General features: G+C 44.4%; 23 protein-coding genes and 1 tRNA gene. 5 read left to right on the forward strand and 19 right to left on the reverse strand.

What is annotated here, in order from left to right:
• Nucleotides 1-5: 5 nt before the first annotated feature.
• From cpaB to IX95_RS24975, 5 genes are all read right to left on the reverse strand, one after another.
• On the reverse strand, nt 6-749 hold the full coding sequence (gene cpaB / locus IX95_RS24955) for a Flp pilus assembly protein CpaB (RefSeq protein WP_019274090.1): 744 nt from the start codon (nt 747-749) through the stop codon (nt 6-8).
• Nucleotides 746-2,092, reverse strand: coding sequence for an ATPase AAA (locus IX95_RS24960; RefSeq protein ID WP_038164953.1), 1,347 nt, complete (start codon nt 2,090-2,092; stop codon nt 746-748). Before IX95_RS24960 ends, cpaB begins: the two co-directional genes overlap by 4 nt.
• 16 nt (nt 2,093-2,108) lie before the next feature.
• Nucleotides 2,109-2,633 (reverse strand): prepilin peptidase, encoded by a 525-nt coding sequence (locus tag IX95_RS24965; protein WP_019274088.1) that lies wholly within the window; start codon nt 2,631-2,633, stop codon nt 2,109-2,111.
• A 26-nt stretch (nt 2,634-2,659) separates the two neighbouring features.
• Nucleotides 2,660-2,812 (reverse strand): Flp family type IVb pilin, encoded by a 153-nt coding sequence (locus tag IX95_RS26725; protein ID WP_171353332.1) that lies wholly within the window; start codon nt 2,810-2,812, stop codon nt 2,660-2,662.
• A 91-nt stretch (nt 2,813-2,903) separates the two neighbouring features.
• Complete coding sequence (locus IX95_RS24975) at nt 2,904-3,071, reverse strand: hypothetical protein (RefSeq protein WP_038164961.1); 168 nt, start codon at nt 3,069-3,071, stop codon at nt 2,904-2,906.
• A gap of 503 nt (nt 3,072-3,574) precedes the next feature.
• On the opposite strand from IX95_RS24975, the gene IX95_RS24980 reads away from it, so the two are divergent.
• From IX95_RS24980 to IX95_RS24990, 3 genes are all read left to right on the forward strand, one after another.
• Nucleotides 3,575-4,312 (forward strand): helix-turn-helix domain-containing protein, encoded by a 738-nt coding sequence (locus IX95_RS24980; protein ID WP_021455727.1) that lies wholly within the window; start codon nt 3,575-3,577, stop codon nt 4,310-4,312.
• Between the two features lie 136 nt (nt 4,313-4,448).
• The gene (locus tag IX95_RS24985; protein ID WP_021455726.1) at nt 4,449-6,134 is read left to right on the forward strand and encodes an AMP-binding protein; all 1,686 of its coding nucleotides are present in this window, start codon (nt 4,449-4,451) and stop codon (nt 6,132-6,134) included.
• A 101-nt stretch (nt 6,135-6,235) separates the two neighbouring features.
• Nucleotides 6,236-7,144, forward strand: a complete 909-nt coding sequence (locus IX95_RS24990) for a LysR substrate-binding domain-containing protein (RefSeq protein WP_019274082.1) — start codon at nt 6,236-6,238, stop codon at nt 7,142-7,144.
• Here the strand turns inward: IX95_RS24990 and IX95_RS24995 are convergent.
• Nucleotides 7,141-7,347: a DUF1127 domain-containing protein gene (locus IX95_RS24995; protein WP_019274081.1), complete on the reverse strand. Its 207-nt coding sequence runs from the start codon at nt 7,345-7,347 to the stop codon at nt 7,141-7,143. The two genes, IX95_RS24990 and IX95_RS24995, sit on opposite strands and share 4 nt — an antisense overlap.
• Before the next feature lie 98 nt (nt 7,348-7,445).
• Here IX95_RS24995 and IX95_RS25000 point away from each other — a divergent pair, with 98 nt between their 5' ends.
• Nucleotides 7,446-8,378: a LysR substrate-binding domain-containing protein gene (locus tag IX95_RS25000; RefSeq protein ID WP_038164964.1), complete on the forward strand. Its 933-nt coding sequence runs from the start codon at nt 7,446-7,448 to the stop codon at nt 8,376-8,378.
• Between the two features lie 88 nt (nt 8,379-8,466).
• Here the strand turns inward: IX95_RS25000 and fusA are convergent, their stop codons facing one another.
• The 12 genes from fusA to trmJ form a co-directional block, all read right to left on the reverse strand.
• Nucleotides 8,467-10,554 carry an elongation factor G gene (gene fusA / locus IX95_RS25005; protein ID WP_038164967.1) on the reverse strand — a complete coding sequence of 696 codons (2,088 nt, stop codon included), beginning with the start codon at nt 10,552-10,554 and terminating at the stop codon, nt 8,467-8,469.
• 227 nt (nt 10,555-10,781) lie between these two features.
• Nucleotides 10,782-11,210 carry a nucleoside-diphosphate kinase gene (gene ndk, locus IX95_RS25010; RefSeq protein ID WP_006959823.1) on the reverse strand — a complete coding sequence of 143 codons (429 nt, stop codon included), beginning with the start codon at nt 11,208-11,210 and terminating at the stop codon, nt 10,782-10,784.
• 58 nt (nt 11,211-11,268) lie between these two features.
• Nucleotides 11,269-12,567, reverse strand: coding sequence for an aminopeptidase PepB (pepB, locus tag IX95_RS25015; protein ID WP_038164971.1), 1,299 nt, complete (start codon nt 12,565-12,567; stop codon nt 11,269-11,271).
• 162 nt (nt 12,568-12,729) lie between these two features.
• Nucleotides 12,730-12,924, reverse strand: coding sequence for a Fe-S cluster assembly protein IscX (gene iscX, locus IX95_RS25020; RefSeq protein ID WP_006959825.1), 195 nt, complete (start codon nt 12,922-12,924; stop codon nt 12,730-12,732).
• Nucleotides 12,925-12,947: 23 nt separating this feature from the next.
• On the reverse strand, nt 12,948-13,286 hold the full coding sequence (gene fdx, locus IX95_RS25025; protein WP_006959826.1) for an ISC system 2Fe-2S type ferredoxin: 339 nt from the start codon (nt 13,284-13,286) through the stop codon (nt 12,948-12,950).
• A 13-nt stretch (nt 13,287-13,299) separates the two neighbouring features.
• The gene (gene hscA / locus IX95_RS25030) at nt 13,300-15,153 is read right to left on the reverse strand and encodes a Fe-S protein assembly chaperone HscA (RefSeq protein ID WP_038164974.1); all 1,854 of its coding nucleotides are present in this window, start codon (nt 15,151-15,153) and stop codon (nt 13,300-13,302) included.
• A gap of 19 nt (nt 15,154-15,172) precedes the next feature.
• A complete protein-coding gene (hscB, locus tag IX95_RS25035) occupies nt 15,173-15,688 on the reverse strand; it encodes a co-chaperone HscB (RefSeq protein ID WP_021455722.1) in 516 nt (171 codons plus the stop codon).
• A gap of 55 nt (nt 15,689-15,743) precedes the next feature.
• On the reverse strand, nt 15,744-16,067 hold the full coding sequence (gene iscA, locus IX95_RS25040; protein WP_006959829.1) for an iron-sulfur cluster assembly protein IscA: 324 nt from the start codon (nt 16,065-16,067) through the stop codon (nt 15,744-15,746).
• 67 nt (nt 16,068-16,134) lie between these two features.
• Nucleotides 16,135-16,518 carry a Fe-S cluster assembly scaffold IscU gene (gene iscU, locus IX95_RS25045; RefSeq protein ID WP_004412993.1) on the reverse strand — a complete coding sequence of 128 codons (384 nt, stop codon included), beginning with the start codon at nt 16,516-16,518 and terminating at the stop codon, nt 16,135-16,137.
• A 51-nt stretch (nt 16,519-16,569) separates the two neighbouring features.
• Nucleotides 16,570-17,784, reverse strand: a complete 1,215-nt coding sequence (locus tag IX95_RS25050) for an IscS subfamily cysteine desulfurase (RefSeq protein WP_019274075.1) — start codon at nt 17,782-17,784, stop codon at nt 16,570-16,572.
• Nucleotides 17,785-17,813: 29 nt separating this feature from the next.
• Complete coding sequence (gene iscR, locus IX95_RS25055) at nt 17,814-18,320, reverse strand: Fe-S cluster assembly transcriptional regulator IscR (RefSeq protein WP_029235945.1); 507 nt, start codon at nt 18,318-18,320, stop codon at nt 17,814-17,816.
• Nucleotides 18,321-18,438: 118 nt separating this feature from the next.
• The gene (gene trmJ, locus IX95_RS25060) at nt 18,439-19,164 is read right to left on the reverse strand and encodes a tRNA (cytosine(32)/uridine(32)-2'-O)-methyltransferase TrmJ (RefSeq protein WP_031342476.1); all 726 of its coding nucleotides are present in this window, start codon (nt 19,162-19,164) and stop codon (nt 18,439-18,441) included.
• Nucleotides 19,165-19,342: 178 nt separating this feature from the next.
• Here trmJ and suhB point away from each other — a divergent pair, with 178 nt between their 5' ends.
• The gene (gene suhB, locus IX95_RS25065; protein ID WP_006959833.1) at nt 19,343-20,146 is read left to right on the forward strand and encodes an inositol-1-monophosphatase; all 804 of its coding nucleotides are present in this window, start codon (nt 19,343-19,345) and stop codon (nt 20,144-20,146) included.
• Between the two features lie 570 nt (nt 20,147-20,716).
• On the opposite strand, the gene IX95_RS25075 is transcribed toward suhB, so the two are convergent.
• Nucleotides 20,717-20,793: transfer RNA gene (locus IX95_RS25075), tRNA-Trp, on the reverse strand.
• Nucleotides 20,794-20,843: the final 50 nt, after the last annotated feature.

The raw sequence follows: 20,843 nt of genomic DNA on the forward strand, positions 1-20,843 counted from the left end.
TCACCTCAGTCCTTAACTCTGATGTTGCGAGATTCGGTGCCTTTGATAATGGTGACACTAGGTGCAACGTAGCGTTTGACGACTTTTTCTTCTTCATGAGGATTACGTAGAGCAAGCTGAATTTCACCTTTGCTCTGAGCAGATAACAACTTCTCTGCTTCTCTAGGAGACACTTCCAACGTCACAGCACGAACGATAATCGGCTTGTTCTCTTTTGTTTTTGCCGTTTGGTCTACAGCCAATACTTTGATTTCTTTAAGAACTGTCACCGTAGAGGCTGATGTTGAGCTGTATTTGATCGTGTTGAGTACATCGACTTTGTTGCCAGGCAAAAGAAATCCAGCCACACCAATAACATCATTCACTCGTATGGTGACCGCACGTTTATTCTCTGGGATCAAAGACGCTAACGTGGATCCTTCCCCAGGTATCGCCAAACGATGGATTGTCACTATTTCTCCAGGGTAAATGGTCGTTGCCACCACTTGGCCCACTAGGTCTTCTGCGTTAGAAAACTGAAATTCATCGCGCCATGCTTTTTCAAGCAGCTTAGTGGTAATGTGCTGCTCTTCAATGACACTTCCCGCTAGGATTTCCTGGGTAGTCACTATCACGGGCTCTCTTTCAACTACCTCAACTTCTGTTTGAGGCTGCATTTGTCTGTCCATCCATTGTTTAGCGAAAAATACGGCACCTAAACCAAATGCAATAGAGAGTAAAAAAAGTAAGATCACCTGATTCCGACTCATCGAGCACCTCCTCCCTTGCCATCAGCTGTGAAATACACTTCCCACGCGCGGCTTACTATTTCAGGGGAGATAACTGGCTCAACTTCTTCAAAAATGATGATATCTCGGCTGATACCGACTATGTCCTTGGGCAAACAAGGATAAAAGCCCACGTTATGCTGACGATGTAAGTCAAATAATGTGTCAAAGCACCCATCCGCTATGGAGAGGTCTTTCGATTTAGAAATGATTCCCCACAATTCTCTGTATTCATTTTCTAGTAGCGGCCCAAATTGAATCTTGTAGCCCAAACGGCGTAAAAATGCGGGGTCACTGATCTTTTCCGGATCTAAGTTCGTAGAGAATGCGAGGGTAAGGATAAATGGAATACTGATTTGCTGGCCATTTGGAAGATTTAAGTAGTCATAGAAATACTCCATTGGAACAATCCAGCGATTAAGCAATGTATCGACTGGCATGGGTTGGCGACCTAAGTCATCGATAATGAAAATGCCGTTGTTGGCCATCATTTGAAGCGGAGCCATCCACACCTTGTTGTGTTCACTGTGGTTGACCTCCAGCATGTCCATGGTCAGTTCACCACCCACCTGAATACTTGGCCTCTCACACAATGCCCAACGACGGTCGAAATGCTCTCTAAACGTAATGGAATGAAGTTCATCACTGCGAACGCGTTTGTGATGTTGAGGCGAGAACACTTTTATGATGTTACCCGCGGCAAACACTGAGTAGGGAACATAGATAGATGTGTTTAACGAGTTTAGAATTTTAGTCGCGACAAAAGTTTTGCCCGAACCTGCACTCCCGTACAAAAGTAGCGCTCGACCTGAGTTAATCGCGGGACCTAATACTCCAACCATTCGATGAGCGCCAAGCACATCAGATAATGCGTATTCAACATCATCCCGGTTTACCATTTGCGCTCTCACATCCTGAGCGGTAACCATTTCACTGTAAGCATTGAGAGATACAGGCACAGGCCCAAGGTAAGCATCTTTAATGAAAGCTGTATCAGCCTCTTGCATACCCGACTCTGATAGGCCATAACGAACGTGACCACTGGATTGAACGGAAAAGGAACTTGAAGCAGCTTGAAACACTTCGACTAATGATTTTGCTCTCAAGCCAGCGATGATATCTTCAATCAGATGGCTATTTATACACAGGAGTTTTGTAAGCTGGAGAATATCTGATTTTGGGTAGGCAGCAATGTGTTTGATAACAAGGTTTTCGACCACAGCTTTGGGTATACCCAAATCATCGAAAGTGGTTGGGACCGGAGGCTCCGGAGCTTGCGGAGTAAGCTCAGTTCTATGTCGCTTTGGAGACGTAACCTGAACCATAATGACTCCTTGTCATTTAATTCAAAAAATAAAAGTAAAGCGCAATCCCTAACACAACGACTGGTGCAAACGGCATCCTATAGTGATCACTCATCTTTCTTTTCGGTGAATCGCCAGCTAATTTCGCTTCAGATTCACCATACATGGCCAGAAGGGAGTATTTGTTAAACAGTGCTTTAGCTTTTTCCGGGGACTCTGCCACTCTCAATAACGCATAGAAAATACCAACTATTACGCTTGAAACTGCAATCCAAAATATAGCTTGCGTAATATGCTCAGTGCCTAACCAGAAACCAATAACACCCAAAAGTTTTACATCTCCTGGAGCCATCACTTTTAAAAAGTAAAGAAGTAGCGCACAAATAAAGCAAGTAATACCAGTTATAAATGACCAAAATAGAAGGGAAAAATCTTGAATAAGAAAAACAATATTAATAAAAACCAAAACGACAACAGCTAATAACAAAGTATTAGGAATACGATGTTCTTTGGCATCGGAGACGGCTACAGCAAACAACACAGTCCATATAAGTAAGTTCATTTAACCGCTCCTTGCGTCCTAATTCACTAACTAAATATAGATGCAAATTCAGTTGTCAGTATTCCTCTAAAAGCAACAAATAAACCTGCAAAACCCACCACAATCAGGCCAGCACCAACAACATACTCCACAACAGTAAGGCCTTCTTCATCATCTAAAAAACGTTTTATACTTTTCACGATGCCACTCTCCTTCAACAAACGCACAAATGACCCACGGCCACTGCCATGGGTCTGAATCATTAACTACGCTGAGGTTAGCCATCGAAAGTTAACTGGTAAATATGCTTCCAAGCTGAGTAGTAAGTGTGCTACTAAAGGTGGTAAAAATACCTGTTAGACCTGCAACTAAAAGACCAGCACCGACAACGTATTCAACTACTGTTAAACCTTCTTCATCCTTAAGAAATGCTTTGATATTAGTTAGTACTTTATTCATGACCTGTCTCCTTTCTGAAAGTACATTAAGCTGTCTCGCTTAACCTTTAATTTAGATATTTCATCAGATAACAGTTAGGATTTTTTTAACCATCTTTGGTACTTTTTTGCCATATGTTTGCTTAAATAAAGGAATAAAAATGAAATAAAAATAATACTTAGGTCATAATTTAGATTTATTACCCTAATTTAAAACACAAAGAAAAAATTCATAATATACTGTTTTGTAAAAATAAATATTTTCCAGTAATAATCTCTTTCGAGGTCCGGTGAATTATTTTTTTCTTGTATCATTTTTGATACTTGACAAGATCTAACCAATACAAAAAAGGAGATCCTGATCTCAACAAAACTTAAGAATAATTACTAACAACTCAATAACGTATGCAAATTGACAGTAGTTTAGGGATAAAAATTGATAGAAAAGTAGTAGTTGAGATTACTCGCCTCTCACCTAACCTTATTAATAGAGCACTAGAACAATGACTTAGGAATACGCTTTCAGTGGATGTGTTACATAAAGGATATTGGCTAGGCCAATCAATAAGTTACGTTGATAAAGATACGGTGAGAGATCTAGAGAGGTATTTTCATCTTCTTGACTATGGCTATGATGTTTCCGTGTTGAGTGAATCTGATATCGACTTCTGTTTCTTTTTCTACGAAGAAAACTTTGACTCTCTGTTTCTAACCACCGCGAAGCTCTGTCAGAACTTACACAAACATCTCGTTCTGCTCTATCGTGAGCATTTAGATCCAGAAGTTGAGCAACTTGAAGTCGTGTTCTCAACGCTTGATCTTAACGGTAAGTCGGCGAAGCCCTGGGCAGAAGAGCTAAGCAAGCAGGTTTACTACCAGTTCAATAAGCACCAAGAGATCTTAGAGATCCATAAACTTCCAGCTATCTCTGAGCAGAAAGAGATCAGTAAGGATCTAGTCGAAATTCTTAGGTACATAGACAAAAACCTTTCGCGAACTATTCGTGAAGAAGATATCGCCGAGTACTGTCATTACTCTGTCACATATTTTTCTAGATTTTTTCATAAATCGATAGGCGTCAGTTTTAGAGACTACCTCACACTTAAAAGAATAAACCTTGCTAAGCAATTACTTAGCGAACAAAGAAAAGACAAAATTTCCTTTATTGCCTTCCAGTGTGGATACAATGACGTATCCTATTTCTCTCGCATCTTTAAGAAAAAAACGGGCTTCAGTCCGGCCATCTACCGCCAGCTACATTAGTTTTCACATCACGGTCACAAGTTCCTGTTGAACTACCCTCTAATACTTCCCTCTTTTTCACCCCGCGTGCTAAAGTTAACAAGCTGTTAACAATATAAAAAATACCATAACTTTGCCAATAACATGGAGTTAGAAAATGATTCAGCCTAACGAGTTAAGCAAAACGACTTGTGCTCTCCCACCACCAAATGAAATGATCCTTCGCTGGGCAGAGGAACGCCCAAATGAAGTGTATCTAAAACAGATTATTAACCGTCAATTCGTCGAGTTCACCTATGCAGAAGTTGCTGACAAAGCACTAAAGCTGGTATCAGCCTTACAAGAGTTAGGTATACAACCTCGCGATAAAGTGGCTCTGGTCTCGAAAAACTGTGCTGAATGGTTTATTTGCGACTTGGCAATGATGCTGGGCGATTTTGTCAGCGTCCCCATCTTCCCAACAGCGGGGGCCGACACCATTGAGTACTGCGTCACTCATAGTGAAAGTAAAGCGCTAATTGGCGGTAAGCTTGACGATGCTGCTGCAACTCAGCAAGTACTGGATGCAATGCCAAATCTAATCAGCATTTCGCTTCCATACGATACAGCACCGAAATGTCAGCACAGCTTTAACGACTTAATTGCTAAATCTCAGCCAAGCAATGCTCGTCCTGAACACTACGATGATAAGTTAATGTCGCTGGTGTACACATCAGGTACATCCGGCTTACCAAAAGGCGCGATGCTCACCTATGGCGCATTTAGCTGGTCAGTACAGCAACTGATCGATCATATCGGCATTCAGGAAAATGACCGTTTGTTCTCTTATTTACCGCTGGCGCATATCACTGAGCGCGTGTACATCTTTGGTTCTTCCATCATGGGTGGAGTCCCGACTGCATTCCCTGAATCCCTTGATACTTTCATCGAAGACGTCAAAATGCACCGCCCTACACTGTTTATCTCGGTGCCACGCCTTTGGACCTTATTCCAGCAACGCATTCAAGACAAACTACCGCAGAAGAAACTCAATATCCTGCTCAAGATTCCTTTTGTTAACTCCTTGATTAAGAAGAAACTCGCTGACGGTCTTGGACTGGATCAGGCTCGCGTTTTGGGCTGTGGGTCTGCTCCCGTCTCTCCAGCCTTGCTCAACTGGTACCATAGCGTTGGCCTCAACATTACCGAAGCTTGGGGAATGACCGAGTCATTCGCATACAGTACCCTCAACTACCCATTCAGAGCAGATAAAATTGGCTCAGTCGGTAATGCAGGCCCAGGGATCGAGCTTAAGATCGCAGAAGATGAAGAGATCATGGTTCGTGGCAAAGGTCTGTTTTCTGGATACTACAAAAACGATATTGCTACTCAAGAGTCATTTGATTCAGAAGGCTGGCTTCACACGGGTGATATCGGCTTTATCGACGCAGATGGTTACTTAACCATCCAAGGCCGTAAAAAGGACACTTTCAAAACAGCTAAAGGTAAGTTTGTTGCACCTGTGCCTATTGAGAAAAAGCTATTTGAATACAGCCGTGTAGAAATGATGTGTCTAATCGGCCTAGGTCTCCCGGCTCCTATCCTATTGGTAGTCCCTCACGACTTCCCTAACTTCGATCGTGCGCGATATGAAAGAACCACGAAGAAGGTAGTGGAAAGAATGAATGCAGAGTTAGAGTCTCATGAACAGATTAAAGGGGTTCTCATGATCAAAGACCCATGGAGTATTGAAAATGGCATCCTCACTCCAACTTTGAAAATCAAACGTCATGTCCTTGAGCAAAAATACCACGACGTGGGTCATAACTGGCCTAAGGGTCAACTCGTCGTCTGGGAAGACTAAAAACCTATAGGTAAAAGGAGAGCGAGAGCTCTCCTTTTTGCTTTTTTATCAATTGAGATTATGATGCTTAGCCATAAGGGAGCTCAACGAAAGGAATTATTATGGATGCAAGGTTGCATCATCTACCAGGTCTACGTTATTTCGAAGTGGCCGCTAGACTGAATAGCTATAGTCGCGCAGCAGAAGAGCTGTTTATCAGTCAAGCTGCGGTTAGCCAAAAAATACGTCAATTGGAAGATGGACTAGGCTGCAAACTCTTTGTCCGTGACGGACGAGAAATGCGCTTGACTGAACAAGGCAAAATACTCTTCAAGCACGTATCTCATGGTTTCGAACATATCATCACAGGGTTAAATCAGATCCAAAGTGAACCCATAGAAGGCCTACTGTGCGTTAATTCAACGCCTTCGTTTGCTTCCCGATGGTTACTACCTAGGCTGTGGAAGTTTTCCACTCAGCACCCGAACATTCCGATTCGCATCCTTACTAGCTGTGATGCACCAAATTTAAAGCAAGGTGATGCGGATCTCGCTATCTGGCAAGGCGAACAACTCGACATAGAAAGCAACAAATCCTTCCACAAAGAGTTTTTATTTGAAGAAACGATTTATCCGTTTTGCTCTCCTCACCTTGCTAAGTCTATTAATTTAAAAAAGCCATCCCAACTCCAAGCATGCTGGCTAATTCACTATGAATCAGGAGGCTATCCATGGGAGTCATGGTTCGCTCAAGCAGGTGTCAGCATGAGCAAAAACTCCGTTCGTTGGATGGAAGTCAGTACCTTTGACCATGCGATGAAAGCCGTGATGTCTGGCCATGGAGCCTGTCTTGCTTCTGACTCTCTCGCCAGTGATTACGTAGAGCGAGGCCTGTTAGTCAAACCTTTTGATATTGGCATGACACCGGGTATCCAATTCAATCTTTTCTATAGTGAAGATTCTCCGCGTAAAAAACGTATCCAAGCGTTTGTTAACTGGCTCCAGAGTGAAATCAGTGAACAACAGAGCTAGTCATCCCAAAATGGCCGGCGAGATTCACGTGCCGCCTCTTCATGCTCAACACCAATGTCACGTAGCATGTGCCCAGACAAGTGATTGAGCTGGCGTCGAGTACGGTAATTTCGTCGCCATCTTTTGATTTTAGTTAAGAATTTCTGTCTTAAGGAAAGACGTTCATCAATTGAGCACGTTGGAGATTTAGCAGTAGTTTCCATAACTTCACCTTGCCTTTATTAAGATTTAACTTAATAATCGGACAATATCGCATCACTCTCAAACGATGGAATTTGACCTTTAGTTAAGGAAAACTTAAGTGAAAGATCGCCTCCCTCCTTTACAAGGACTGTATTACTTTTACACAGCAGCACAATTAGGTAGCTTTAAGAAAGCCGCTGAACATTTGTTTGTCACTGCCGCTGCAATCAGCCAACAAATACGTCAGCTAGAAGAGTTTCTGGGCGTAGAACTCTTTGTGCGCCAGCACCGAAAAGTGCAGCTTACTGCGGAAGGCGAGATTCTTTATCAGCAAGCACGAAAAGGCTTTGAACACATTCAGGATGGCGTTCGACAAATCAATTCGGACCCTAACCCAAACTTATTGTCTATTTCGACACTGCCTTCTTTTGCTCAACACTGGCTTGTACCAAGAATCGGTCATTTCAGAGCTCTACACCCAGAACAAGAACTCATGATTGAACCCACCAGCGAACTGGTGGACTTTCAACGATCTAACCTTGATCTATGCATTCGTTATGGGCCGGGAAATTACCCGAATCTAACATCCAAACTCATGCTGGAAGAGCTGCTCTACCCTGTATGCCACCCAATCTACCAAGAAAGGCATGGTATTTATGATCTTAGTGACTTAACGGGCGCTGAGCTGATCGAGGATTACTGGAGAGATCTTGATTGGGGGATATGGCTACAAAACGTTGGTCATAAGACCTCGAAACCGACGTTAAAATACAACGGTTCGCATTTTGTTCTGGAAGGGGCACTGGCCGTACAAGGAGTGGCTTTAGCCAAGCATACCCTGGCTCAGAGATACATTGAAGAAGGCAAATTAGTCCGCATAGGGAACCTCGCTCAGAGAACGGACTACAACTATTTCCTTTGTGCCCCTAGCGCCTATTTTAAGCGTGAGAAAATCCGTCAATTCTGTGACTGGATTTTCAGCCAAGTCGAAGAATGTCAGAAAGAGCACCCTAGTGACTTGGAGATCATTGATACTCGCAGCCCTAGGTGAGAGAACACAAAAATGGATCCCCCATAAAGAAAAAGCCCCTGAAGCTTTCGCTTCAGGGGCTTTAAAGTTATCTAGCTAACGTAAAAAATTACTTCTTCTCGTTGCGCTCTTTAACTTCTGCGATTACTTGCTCAGCAACGTTTGCTGGACATGGTGCGTATTGACCGAACTCCATAGAGAACTGACCACGACCAGAAGTGATAGTACGTAGGTGACCGATGTAACCAAACATTTCTGATAGAGGAACGTCAGCTTTAATACGAACGCCTGTAGTACCAGCTTGTTGGTCTTTGATCATACCACGACGACGGTTAAGGTCACCAATTACGTCACCAACGTTGTCTTCTGGAGTGAATACGTCAACGTTCATGATTGGCTCAAGAAGTTGTGCACCCGCTTTAGGCATAGACTGACGGAATGCGCCTTTAGCAGCGATTTCGTAAGCGATAGCTGAAGAGTCAACTGCGTGGAAACCACCGTCGAATAGTTCAACTTCTACGTCTAGAGTTGGGAAGCCAGCTAGAACACCAGTTTCCATCATAGATGCGAAACCTTTCTCAACTGCAGGCCAGAATTCTTTAGGTACGTTACCACCAACAACTGTTGAAGAGAACGTGAAGCCAGAGTTTGGCTCACCTGGTTTGATGCGGTAGTCGATCTTACCGAACTGACCAGAACCACCAGACTGCTTCTTGTGCGTGTAGCTATCTTCAACTGCTTGAGTGATAGTTTCACGGTAAGCTACCTGTGGAGCACCTACTTCTAGCTCAACGCCGTAAGTACGCTTAAGGATATCTACCTTGATGTCTAGGTGAAGTTCACCCATACCTTTCAGGATAGTTTCGCCAGACTCTTCGTCAGTCTCAACTTGGAAAGATGGATCTTCTGCAACCATCTTACCGATAGCGATACCCATCTTCTCTGAACCGCCTTTGTCTTTTGGCGTTACAGCGATAGAGATTACTGGTTCTGGGAAGATCATAGCTTCAAGAGTACATTCGTGCTTAGGATCACATAGAGTGTGACCTGTTTGAACGTTCTTCATACCAACGATAGCGATGATGTCACCAGCTTGCGCTTCAGTAAGTTCGTTACGCTCATCAGCTTGCATCTCACACATACGGCCGATACGCTCAGTCTTACCAGTTGCTGAGTTAAGGATAGTGTCACCCTTCTTCAGACGGCCAGAGTAGATACGTACGAATGTTAGAGCACCAAAACGGTCATCCATGATCTTGAATGCTAGCGCTTTTAGAGGCTCATCTGGAGATACAGTAGCAACTTCGCCAGTTGGCTCACCAGTTTCTGGATCTGTTAGAGGCTGAGGATCAACTTCTGCTGGAGCTGGTAGGTAATCTACAACAGCGTCAAGGATAAGTTGCATACCTTTGTTCTTGAACGCAGAACCACAGAACGTTGGGAAGAACGCTAGGTCACGAGTACCTTTACGGATACAAGCTTTTAGTTGCTCGATAGATGGCTCTTCGCCTTCCATGTAAGCTTCCATTAGGTCGTCGTCTTGCTCTACAGCAGTTTCAACTAGCTCTTCACGGTACTGTTCTACATCATCAACCATGTCAGCAGGGATGTCTTGAACTTCGTAGTTCTCTGGTAGACCAGTTTCGTCCCAAACGTAAGCTTTACGGTTTAGTACGTCTACAACACCAACGAAATCGTCTTCACGACCGATTGGCAGAGTCATTACTAGTGGGTTTGCACCAAGAACGTTCTTAACCTGGTCAACAACGTTGAAGAAGTCTGCACCCATACGGTCTAGTTTGTTTACGAAGATCAGACGAGCAACTTCTGAATCGTTCGCGTAGCGCCAGTTAGTTTCTGACTGAGGCTCAACACCACCAGAACCACAGAATACACCGATACCACCGTCAAGAACTTTAAGTGAACGGTATACTTCTACTGTAAAGTCAACGTGTCCCGGAGTATCGATAACGTTTAGGCGGTGGCCATTCCACTCACAAGTTACGGCAGCAGACTGGATTGTGATACCACGCTCAGCTTCCTGCTCCATGAAGTCAGTTGTAGACTCACCGTCGTGTACTTCACCAGTTTTGTGGATTTTACCAGTAAGCTTTAGAATACGCTCAGTGGTGGTAGTTTTACCCGCATCAACGTGCGCGAAAATACCAATGTTTCTGTACTTTGATAAATCTGCCATTGTCTTACTCTGTTTATAAGGTATAAATTGCGCGCAGAGTATATCACAATCTGTCAAGACTGATAGCTTTGCGTGCATATGTGAATAAAAAAAACTTTTCTCACCAATACTAGCAGTAAATGGTGAGCTTTCTTGGTCAATTCAACCCGCGTACCTAACCTTCTTTAGAACAAAAAGTGCTGCGTATATAACCTTACGCAGCACCTCAAGTTAGGGCTAGATTTCAATTAGGTGCGTGGGCAAATCTCTGCCTGTGGGAAAAAGAACTCAATCTCACGAGCCGCTGATTCAGGGCTGTCTGAACCATGTACTGAATTGTGGCGCATGCTCAATGCGTAATCTGCGCGAATCGTACCACATGCCGCTTCTTCTGGGTTGGTTTTACCCATTAGCTCACGGTAACGCGAAATAGCGTCTTCACCTTCAAGTACCTGAACCATGATAGGTCCAGAAGTCATGAATTCTTTCAGAGCAGGGAAGAAAGGCTTGCCTTCATGCTCTGCATAGAAACCACTCGCCTGCTCTTCAGTTAACTGCACCATTTTCGCAGCGATAATCTGAAGGCCCGCTTTTTCAATACGGTGATAGATTTCACCAATCAGATTACGTTCTACTGCATCGGGCTTGATGATAGAAAAAGTTCTTTCTAGAGCCATAGGGTATCCTTTTATTTTCTTTGTTTTGTTTCAAGAGGTCATTCAAGACCTCTTAGAATTATTTGTTTGCTTGCTGAATCAGTAAACCAGCTAGGGTTCGCACACCAACGCCAGTCGCGCCTGCAGCCCATTTATCCGTTGCTGATTTACGGTACGTGGCAGCACAGTCGAAATGCAACCAACCTTTTTTGTAGTCTTCAACAAAGTAAGACAAGAAAGCAGCTGCAGTGCTGGCACCAGGAGAATAATCACCACTGCTGATGTTAGACAGATCAGCAAAATTCGATGGCAACATACCACGGTGGAAGTCTGCCAACGGCAGAGGCCATAGGCCTTCTTTCTCTTCTTTTGCTGCGGATAGCGCCTGCTGAGAAAGCTCTTCATCAAAACTCATCAATGCGTGGTAGTCATTGCCCAGTGCGTTTTTCGCAGCGCCAGTCAGCGTTGCACAATCAATGATCAACTCAGGGTTTTGTTCACTGGCATAAAGTAAACCATCAGCCAAAACTAGGCGACCTTCCGCGTCAGTATTCAAGATCTCGACCGTTTTACCGTTCTTATAGGTAATAACATCACCAAGCTTCAGAGCTCGGCCTGAAATCATGTTTTCAGCACAGCAAAGAATCAGTTTCACACGCTTGTTCAGGCCACGCATGATAGCCAGACCTAAACCACCAGTGATCGTACCAGAACCACCCATATCGGCTTTCATTGCTGCCATAAAACCTGAAGGTTTGATGCTGTAACCACCAGAATCAAATGTGATACCCTTACCTACAAGACACGCCCAAACCGGTGCGTTCTCATCACCTGTTGGGTTGTAATCAAGTTGCAGCATCGCTGAAGTGCGCTCAGAACCACGTCCTACCGCAAAAATGCCTTCCCAGCCTTCGGCTAGCAGGTCTTTATCTTTCACAATGCGTGCTTTTACTGTGCCTTCTGGCGCAACTGACTTGATGAATTCAGCAGCCATTGTCGCCAGTTGTCGAGGCGCTACTTCTTCCGCAGGTTTGTTAATAATATCGCGGGTAAATTCGGTCGCTTTAATGCGCGCTTCTAGCTCAGCCTGAGCTGTTTCAACCAACTCTGGTAACGCTAAAGTATTCTTCTTTTTAGGCCCACGGTAACCTTGGTGAAATGCCCAAACACTTTCTAAGTCCCAGCCTGCACCTTCAAGAGAAACAGACGCGACACCTTGAGAATCCAGCTTACGAGCCGCACGCTGAACGGCGCCAAGATCATGACCTTCTCCAAGGTGGATCGTTGCGCTGCTTTCAGAAAATGAAAGAATGGCTTTTTCACCCCAATGCGGAGCGGCGGCTTCTTGGCTCAAAAATACTGACATCTGTGTAGACATGGTTTCTCCTTGTCTTTTAATTAGCGCTGTCTACGCCATTTAGCTTAACGTTCGGATGTTAGCATTTTGTAGGGTTAAAATGTCAATTTGATAAAAAAACGGGCACTAAGGCCCGTTATTTTTAGTAAAATTTGTTAACTAGAAAGACTTTTCCGGTCAGTTCTAATCCATTTCATCCATCCAGCACAGAATCACGGCCTCAAGAATTTTTTCATTCGAACGGTTAGGTTCGTCTTCAAAATCTTCCAGCTCAAGAATCCACTGATGAAGATCGGTGAAACGTACTGTCTTTGGATCCACTTCCGGAAATTTGTCACAAAGCTCAATCGCGATGTCTCGTGAGTCTGTCCATTTCATGATTACACTTCCTATATGTGAGATTAGTGATCTTCTGACGCGTGATTCAATGTGTACTTAGGAATCTCAACCACCAAGTCTTCGTCGGTAACTTTAGCCTGACAACCCAATCGTGATTCAGGCTCTAAGCCCCATGCTTTGTCCAGCATATCGTCTTCCAGCTCGTCACTCTCTTCCAAAGAGTCAAAACCTTCACGAACCACTATGTGACATGTAGTACACGCACATGACTTTTCACACGCATGCTCGATACCGATACCATTTTTCAACGCCACGTCCAGTACAGTTTCACCAGTATCTGCTTCTAGTACCGCACCTTCTGGGCATAAATCTTCGTGTGGTAATACTATAATCTTAGGCATAACTTCTTATCTCTTAAATATCATCTACCGATTGACCTGACAGCGCAGCTCGAATCGATTTATCCATACGGCGCGAAGCAAAATCCTGGCTCGCTTTATCAGTGTCTTTGATTCCCTGCTCAATGGCATCCGCACTGTCGCCATTGCGCAGTTCAATCAATGATTCAATCGATTTAATCAGGGCTTCTCTTTCTGCTTCAGACAGTAAGTCATCACCGTCTGCTTGCATTGCAGCAAGTAATCCTTCAATGACACGATCAGCTTCCACTCGCTGCTCAGCCAGTGCACGCGCCATCATGTCGTCTTTCGCATACGTCATTGAGTCACGCAGCATGTTTGCCACTTCGTCGTCACTCAAGCCATAAGACGGTTTAACTTGTATTTCGGACTGAACCCCTGTGCTTTTTTCCATTGCAGTGACCGAAAGAAGGCCATCAGCATCAACTTGGTAAGTCACTCGAATATGAGCAGCACCAGCGGCCATTGGAGGAATGCCTTTCAATGAGAAACGGGCCAATGAACGGCAGTCATCGACCATTTCACGCTCGCCTTGAACAACGTGAACACTCATTGCAGTCTGACCATCTTTAAATGTCGTAAATTCTTGCGCTCGAGCAACCGGGATCGTGGTATTGCGTGGAACAATTTTCTCGACCAATCCACCCATGGTTTCAATACCTAGAGACAGTGGAATCACGTCAAGAAGCAACATTTCAGAGTCTGGCTTATTACCAGCGAGAATGTCAGCCTGAATGCCCGCACCAATCGCTACCACTTCATCAGGGTTAATGCTTGTTAGTGGCGTACGGCCAAAAAAGTCACCGACCATTTCACGTACCAACAGCGTACGAGTCGAGCCACCGACCATCACCACTTCAAGCACGTCATCCGTATCTACTTCGGCATCTTTTAGTGCGCGGCGACAAGACATCAGCGTCTTTTTCACCAGTGGACGAATTAAAGATTCAAACTCTTCACGGGATACAGAGCCAGTCCAACCAAGCACCTCAACGTCGACATTATCTTGTTGTGAAAATGCAATTTTGGTCTCTGTGGCGACATTTAAAACAATGCGGTTCTGCTCCGCGGTTAGATCCGTTTGGATCCCTGCTTTTTCAATCAAGAACTCAGCGAGAAGATGATCAAAGTCATCTCCGCCTAATGCTGAATCACCACCAGTCGCCAGAACTTCGAAGACACCTTTAGATAATCGAAGAATAGAGATGTCAAACGTACCGCCACCGAGATCGTAAACTGCGATAGTACCTTCTTGGCCTGAGTCTAGACCGTAAGCAATCGCTGCCGCAGTCGGCTCATTTAATAGGCGCAGAACATGAAGACCCGCCAGTTTAGCCGCGTCTTTTGTACCTGCGCGCTGAGCATCATCAAAATACGCAGGCACTGTAATCACAACACCAGCCAGTTCTCCGCCCAGTGTTTGTTCGGCGCGCTTACCCAACGATTTGAGAATTTCTGCTGAAACTTCAATCGGGTTTTTGTCACCTGCTGCTGTTTGAAGCACTGGTAAGCCGTTGCCGCTCGCTTTAAATTGATAAGGTAGATTTGGGTAACGAGTCTGAATGTCACTCAATGAGCGGCCAATTAGGCGTTTCACTGAAATGATGGTGTTTTGTGGATCAGTTTCCGCCTGTGCTTTGGCGTCATAACCTACTTCAGGTTGTTCACCGGCATAATTGACAATTGATGGCAGGATACTGCGCCCTTGCTCGTCTTTTAATGTCGTTGCATCGCCGCTGCGAACAGAGGCCACCAAAGAGTTCGTCGTACCGAGATCGATACCGGCTGCCAGTTTGTGCTCATGTGGTGCCGAACTTTGACCTGGTTCTGCAATTTGAAGTAGTGCCATGGTTGGTCCTTATCTTTAACTAGCCGAGGAGTTTCTCTTCCACTAGCTCGATTTCATTTTTTAATTTGGCGATAAATTTGAGCTTACGTACACGCTCAGCCGCTTGTTGCCAGAGGCCATCATTCAGTTCCTGCTCTACCGATTTCAGGTGCTGCTTGTACATTTTGCTCACCTTGCTGTCAAAATCGAATAGTGCGTCTTCTGGATCTGAACTAGATGGAATGTCCTCAAGTTCTTCACGTAATTCCATCTGTTCCATTAGGAACATAGGGTCGCTCATGGTTTGCTGTTCACCACGAATATCAACGCCGTTTTCTGCCAGCATATACTCAGCACGAGACAGAGGTTTTTTTAAGACTTGATAAGCATCGTTGATTTCCGAAGCTTTCTGAACCGCCATAAGACGGTCTCGCTCAGAAGCGCTGGCAAAGTTATCTGGATGGAAGCGTTTTTGAAGTTCACGGAATTGTGAAGAAAGAAGGCTACCATCCAGCTGAAACTGACTTGGTAGCCCAAACAATTCAAAGTAATTCATGGAGAATTCGGTCCTTGGTAATCTACCTGCAAGCATGGCCTGCAGGCGCTATCAATTATACGTTGAAGCTTTCACCACAACCACATTCACTTTTAGCATTTGGGTTGTTGAATTCAAAACCTTCATTCAACCCTTCTTTAACGTAGTCAAGCTCAGTGCCATCTAAATACGCAAGGCTCTTTTGGTCAATAATGACCTTGACGCCTGAATGCTCGAATACTGAGTCTTCTTCGTTAAGCTCGTCAACAAACTCAAGAACATAAGCCATTCCAGAACAGCCTGTCGTTTTCACACCCAAACGCAAACCGATCCCTTTACCTCGGTTTTCAAGGAATGTTCTAACGCGACTTGCCGCGGTTTCTGTCATTGTGATGGCCATACTGCACCTTAGTTTATTGATTAGCGAACGGAATGGGAGCTTTAGGCTCCCATTATATACAGATTACTTATTCTTGGTGTTTTTTCTTGTAGTCAGCAACAGCTGCTTTGATTGCATCTTCAGCAAGAATTGAGCAGTGTACCTTCACTGGAGGCAACTCAAGCTCTTCAGCAATCTCTGCATTCTTGATTGCCGCAGCTTCATCAATACTCTTACCTTTTACCCACTCAGTAACCAGTGAGCTCGATGCGATCGCACTACCACAACCGTAAGTTTTGAACTTCGCATCTTCAATAATCCCTTCCGGTGTTACTTTGATTTGAAGCTTCATTACGTCACCACAAGCCGGCGCGCCAACCATGCCGCTGCCTACCGCTGGGTCTTCTTTATCGAACGAACCAACGTTACGTGGGTTCTCGTAGTGATCAATTACTTTTTCGCTATATGCCATGATTATTTACCTCGAATCCTCTATTACTATCCTTGGAGCGTTAGCCAGTGATTAGTGGTGAGCCCACTCAACTGTGCTTAAATCCACTCCCTCTTTGTACATATCCCATAGAGGAGACATGTCGCGCAGCTTAGTAACCGCTACGCGGATTTGTTCAATTGCGTAATCTACTTCTTCTTCAGATGTAAAACGACCGAATGAGAATCGAACAGAGCTGTGTGCCAGTTCATCGTCCAGACCTAACGCACGAAGAACATACGAAGGCTCAAGACTTGCAGAAGTACAAGCACTACCAGAAGAAACCGCGAGATCTTTAAGAGACATCAGCAATGATTCACCTTCTACGAAAGCGAAGCTAATGTTTAGGTTATGCGGTACACGCTGTTCAAATGAACCGTTTACTGTGACAGCTTCAAGATCCTTAACACCATCAAATAGACGATTACGTAATGCCATCGCATGATCGTAGTCTTTTTGCATGTCTTCTTTAGCAATACGGAATGCTTCACCCATACCAACAATCTGGTGAGTAGCCAGTGTACCTGAACGGAAACCACGCTCATGACCGCCACCGTGCATTTGCGCTTCTAGGCGGATACGTGGCTTACGACGAACATATAGTGCACCGATACCTTTAGGGCCATAAACTTTATGCGCAGACAGTGAGATAAGGTCTACTTTCATTTCCTTCACATCGATTGGTAACTTACCCGCAGACTGTGCGGCATCAACGTGGAAAACGACTTTGCGTTCACGGCAAAGTTCACCAATAGAAGAGATATCCTGAATCACGCCAATTTCGTTGTTCACGTGCATGATCGAAACCAACACAGTATCTTCACGCATTGCCGCTTCAAGCTTCTTGAGATCAATCAAACCATTAGATTCTGGCTCAAGGTAAGTTACCTCAAAACCTTCACGCTCTAGTTGGCGACATGGGTCAAGAACCGCTTTGTGCTCAGTTTTACACGTAATAACGTGTTTACCTTTCTTAGAATAGAAATGAGCTGCGCCTTTGATAGCTAGGTTATCTGATTCTGTCGCGCCAGAAGTGAAGACGATTTCGCGAGGGTCGGCATTCAGTAGATCAGCAATTTGCTCACGAGCAGTATCGACTGCTTCTTCTGCCTGCCAGCCATATCGATGTGAACGCGATGCTGGGTTGCCAAACGTACCGTCCATTGTCATGTACTGAACCATTTTTTCAGCTACACGAGGGTCTACAGGACAAGTCGCTGAGTAATCTAGATAAATAGGCAGTTTCATTCTCTACTCCAATGTAACAGGCAAACCGCTTAAGAGCGGACATTTACACCGATGGGCGCGGTGTTAGAATTCTTGTTAGAAAACCCATGTTTAACCGTAAGATCAAGATCTTGTCGGTCTGAAATTTCTAGGACTTCGTTATCTGTCATCAACTCACCGAGAGTGATGTTGTTCAAGAAGTCACTGATGCGAGAGCTCAAATCACGCCAAAGTGTATGCGTCAAACAACGCGTTCCCCCCTGACAATCGCCTTTACCATTGCACTTTGTTGCGTCAACGGATTCATCTACAGCCGCAATCACTGTACCGATAGCGATAGTATTAGCATCAGCTCCCAGACGGTAACCACCACCTGGTCCACGAACGCTGGCAACTAACCCTGCTTTACGTAACTTTGAAAACAATTGTTCCAAGTAAGAAAGCGAAATGCCTTGGCGTTCAGAGATATCCGCCAAAGGTACTGGGTTTTGTTGTGAGTGCAGAGCCACATCTAACATGGCTGTAACTGCGTATCTTCCTTTAGATGTAAGTCTCATATAACACCATATCCACATCGTTTATGTGGTATGAAGTTTTTCATACTTGAGTAAATTGGTCAAGTATTTAATTGACTGTTTTACTCAGGTATTTAGCCATGTACTTTTCATGGTTAATTTATTGATTAATTTTTTTCTCAATTGAGGTCAAGACACCACGCAGAATATTCAGCTCTTGCGCTTCCGGCCTAGCTCTATTGAATAGTCGACGCAGCTTGTTCATTACTTTTCCAGGCTGCTCGTCGCTAATAAATTGGGTCGCAGTCGCCACTTTTTCAAGGTGCGAAAAGAACATTTCCAATTCTTTATGTCTTGGATATTCTACAACTTCATTAGGCTGATATTGGCTCTGCTGCTTTTCTAAGTAAGCCATGCGAACTTCGTAGCTAAGCGTCTGGACAGCCATTGCCAGGTTAAGAGAGCTGTACTCTGGGTTAGCAGGAATGCAAACATGATAATGACACGTCTGAAGCTCTTCGTTTGTTAAGCCAGTACGCTCACGACCAAACACCAACGCGACCTGAGATGTTGCTCCTTGCTCAACGAACTTCTTACCACATTCACGGGGCTCTAGCATTGGCCATTCTAAAGTACGTGAACGCGCACTTGAGCCAACCACAAGGCTACAGTCAGCCACAGCATCATTTAACGTGTTGACGACCAATGCAGCTTGAACAATGTCTGCTGCACCAGCAGCAAGTGCTATTGCCTGTTCATCTATCTCACACTGTGGGTCAACAAGTACTAAGTTAGTCAGCCCCATGACCTTCATTGCTCGTGCGGCCGAGCCAATATTTCCTGAGTGAGAGGTTCCAACAAGTACAACTTTGACATTGTTTAGCATTGGTGTTTTCCAAGACGTAATTTCGAACTGCGCGATATTACCATATACCTGAGTAAAATGGTCAGACCCTTTGCTGGAATAAAACCAAAAGTTCAAAAAATAACCACTTCCATTTCGGTGTTTATCTGATATACTGCCGCCCGTTTTTCTGTTCTTTAACATCCGTTGGGAAATTAGTATGCATCCAATGCTTAACATTGCTATTCGTGCTGCACGAAAAGCAGGCAACCATATTGCTAAATCTTTAGAAAATGCTGAGAAGATTGAATCGACTCAAAAAGGCGTCAATGACTTCGTTACTAACGTAGACAAAGAAGCAGAAGCTATCATCATCGATACGATCAAAGCCTCTTACCCTGATCACACTGTAATTGGTGAAGAGTCAGGCCTTCTTCAAGGTAAAGATGACGAAGTACAATGGATCATCGACCCACTGGATGGCACTACAAACTTTGTAAAAGGTTTGCCTCATTTCTCTGTGTCTATTGCTGTACGCATCAAAGGCAAAACAGAAGTCGCTTGTGTATACGACCCAATGCTAAATGAGCTTTTCACCGCTCAACGAGGTTCTGGCGCACAACTTAATAATGCTCGTATTCGCGTCAAGCAGGTAAAAGACCTACAAGGTACCGTTTTAGCAACGGGCTTCCCATTCAAGCAAAAACAGCATTCAGAGTCTTACTTTAAGATCATGTCAGCACTATTCGTTGACTGTTCTGACTTCCGTCGCACTGGTTCTGCTGCTCTAGACCTTTGCTACCTTGCTGCAAGCCGTGTCGATGGTTTCTTTGAGCTTGGCCTTAAGCCATGGGATATTGCTGCAGGTGAGCTGATTGCTCGTGAAGCAGGTGCTATTGTTACTGACTTTGCTGGCGGTACAGACTACGTAAAATCAGGTAACGTTGTAGCTTCAAGTGCTCGCGGTGTAAAAGGTATCCTTAAACACATTCGTGAGAATGGCAATGAAGCATTGCTAAAGTAATATTAAGCTCTGTCGCAGCTGAATCATCAAGCCCGCTCTATTGAGCGGGCTTTTTTGTTTCCAATAGCGAACCCACTAAGGTTCGCTTTCAGTGCATCAAACCCGGCAGCTCTCTGGTTATACCGAACTCTTTCAAACACAGTTGAGTCAGCATGTTTTACAACAAAAGATATGAACGCTATGGTGTCTTGAGAGCAGGTTAGCGGCACTATTCTCAGGTCAAGATGTCTACGCAAACAGATACGGAAACAGCCAATACTTAGCATATCACTTATGACTTGAATCCCGACTATAAGGCCAGTCTTTATAAACGTATCGGAGTAAAAAGTTGTGCCTAAAAGCACCCAATAAGCGTGGACAAATCAATGCTCTTGAACTTGAAAGACTGACACCCTATCCAATGCGGCCTTTCATCAGAAACACCTAGTTTGAGCTCTGACTTACGCTACAGAAATTACAACGATCAGCCCGCCTTGTTGGTAACGATGACACCCGCAGTTCTGTCAATTGAAACATTGATGTTCTGAGAAAATGAAAAAGGCTCTAGTCTTTCGACTAGAGCCTTGAAGATGGCAGGGGTGGAGAGATTCGAACTCCCAACACGCGGATTTGGAATCCGCTGCTCTGCCAATTGGAGCTACACCCCTAAAGTTCGTGTTTAGTGAGACGACTCTCGAATAAGTGGCGGAGCGGACGG

The organism is Vibrio sp. B183 (assembly GCF_000740665.1).
GTDB lineage: Bacteria > Pseudomonadota > Gammaproteobacteria > Enterobacterales > Vibrionaceae > Vibrio > Vibrio coralliilyticus.

Bases quoted from the DNA above. Each gene is read 5' to 3' on its own strand.
- iscR (WP_029235945.1), bottom strand. From the start codon at position 18,320: ATGAGACTTACATCTAAAGGAAGATACGCAGTTACAGCCATGTTAGAT.
- IX95_RS25050 (WP_019274075.1), bottom strand. From the start codon at position 17,784: ATGAAACTGCCTATTTATCTAGATTACTCAGCGACTTGTCCTGTAGAC.
- pepB (WP_038164971.1), bottom strand. From the start codon at position 12,567: ATGTCTACACAGATGTCAGTATTTTTGAGCCAAGAAGCCGCCGCTCCG.
- trmJ (WP_031342476.1), bottom strand. From the start codon at position 19,164: ATGCTAAACAATGTCAAAGTTGTACTTGTTGGAACCTCTCACTCAGGA.
- IX95_RS24965 (WP_019274088.1), bottom strand. From the start codon at position 2,633: ATGAACTTACTTATATGGACTGTGTTGTTTGCTGTAGCCGTCTCCGAT.
- IX95_RS24975 (WP_038164961.1), bottom strand. From the start codon at position 3,071: ATGAATAAAGTACTAACTAATATCAAAGCATTTCTTAAGGATGAAGAA.
- iscX (WP_006959825.1), bottom strand. From the start codon at position 12,924: ATGAAATGGACAGACTCACGAGACATCGCGATTGAGCTTTGTGACAAA.
- iscU (WP_004412993.1), bottom strand. From the start codon at position 16,518: ATGGCATATAGCGAAAAAGTAATTGATCACTACGAGAACCCACGTAAC.
- cpaB (WP_019274090.1), bottom strand. From the start codon at position 749: ATGAGTCGGAATCAGGTGATCTTACTTTTTTTACTCTCTATTGCATTT.
- IX95_RS24990 (WP_019274082.1), top strand. From the start codon at position 6,236: ATGGATGCAAGGTTGCATCATCTACCAGGTCTACGTTATTTCGAAGTG.
- iscA (WP_006959829.1), bottom strand. From the start codon at position 16,067: ATGGCCATCACAATGACAGAAACCGCGGCAAGTCGCGTTAGAACATTC.
- IX95_RS24985 (WP_021455726.1), top strand. From the start codon at position 4,449: ATGATTCAGCCTAACGAGTTAAGCAAAACGACTTGTGCTCTCCCACCA.
- fusA (WP_038164967.1), bottom strand. From the start codon at position 10,554: ATGGCAGATTTATCAAAGTACAGAAACATTGGTATTTTCGCGCACGTT.
- hscA (WP_038164974.1), bottom strand. From the start codon at position 15,153: ATGGCACTACTTCAAATTGCAGAACCAGGTCAAAGTTCGGCACCACAT.
- ndk (WP_006959823.1), bottom strand. From the start codon at position 11,210: ATGGCTCTAGAAAGAACTTTTTCTATCATCAAGCCCGATGCAGTAGAA.
- suhB (WP_006959833.1), top strand. From the start codon at position 19,343: ATGCATCCAATGCTTAACATTGCTATTCGTGCTGCACGAAAAGCAGGC.
- hscB (WP_021455722.1), bottom strand. From the start codon at position 15,688: ATGAATTACTTTGAATTGTTTGGGCTACCAAGTCAGTTTCAGCTGGAT.
- IX95_RS24960 (WP_038164953.1), bottom strand. From the start codon at position 2,092: ATGGTTCAGGTTACGTCTCCAAAGCGACATAGAACTGAGCTTACTCCG.
- IX95_RS24995 (WP_019274081.1), bottom strand. From the start codon at position 7,347: ATGGAAACTACTGCTAAATCTCCAACGTGCTCAATTGATGAACGTCTT.
- fdx (WP_006959826.1), bottom strand. From the start codon at position 13,286: ATGCCTAAGATTATAGTATTACCACACGAAGATTTATGCCCAGAAGGT.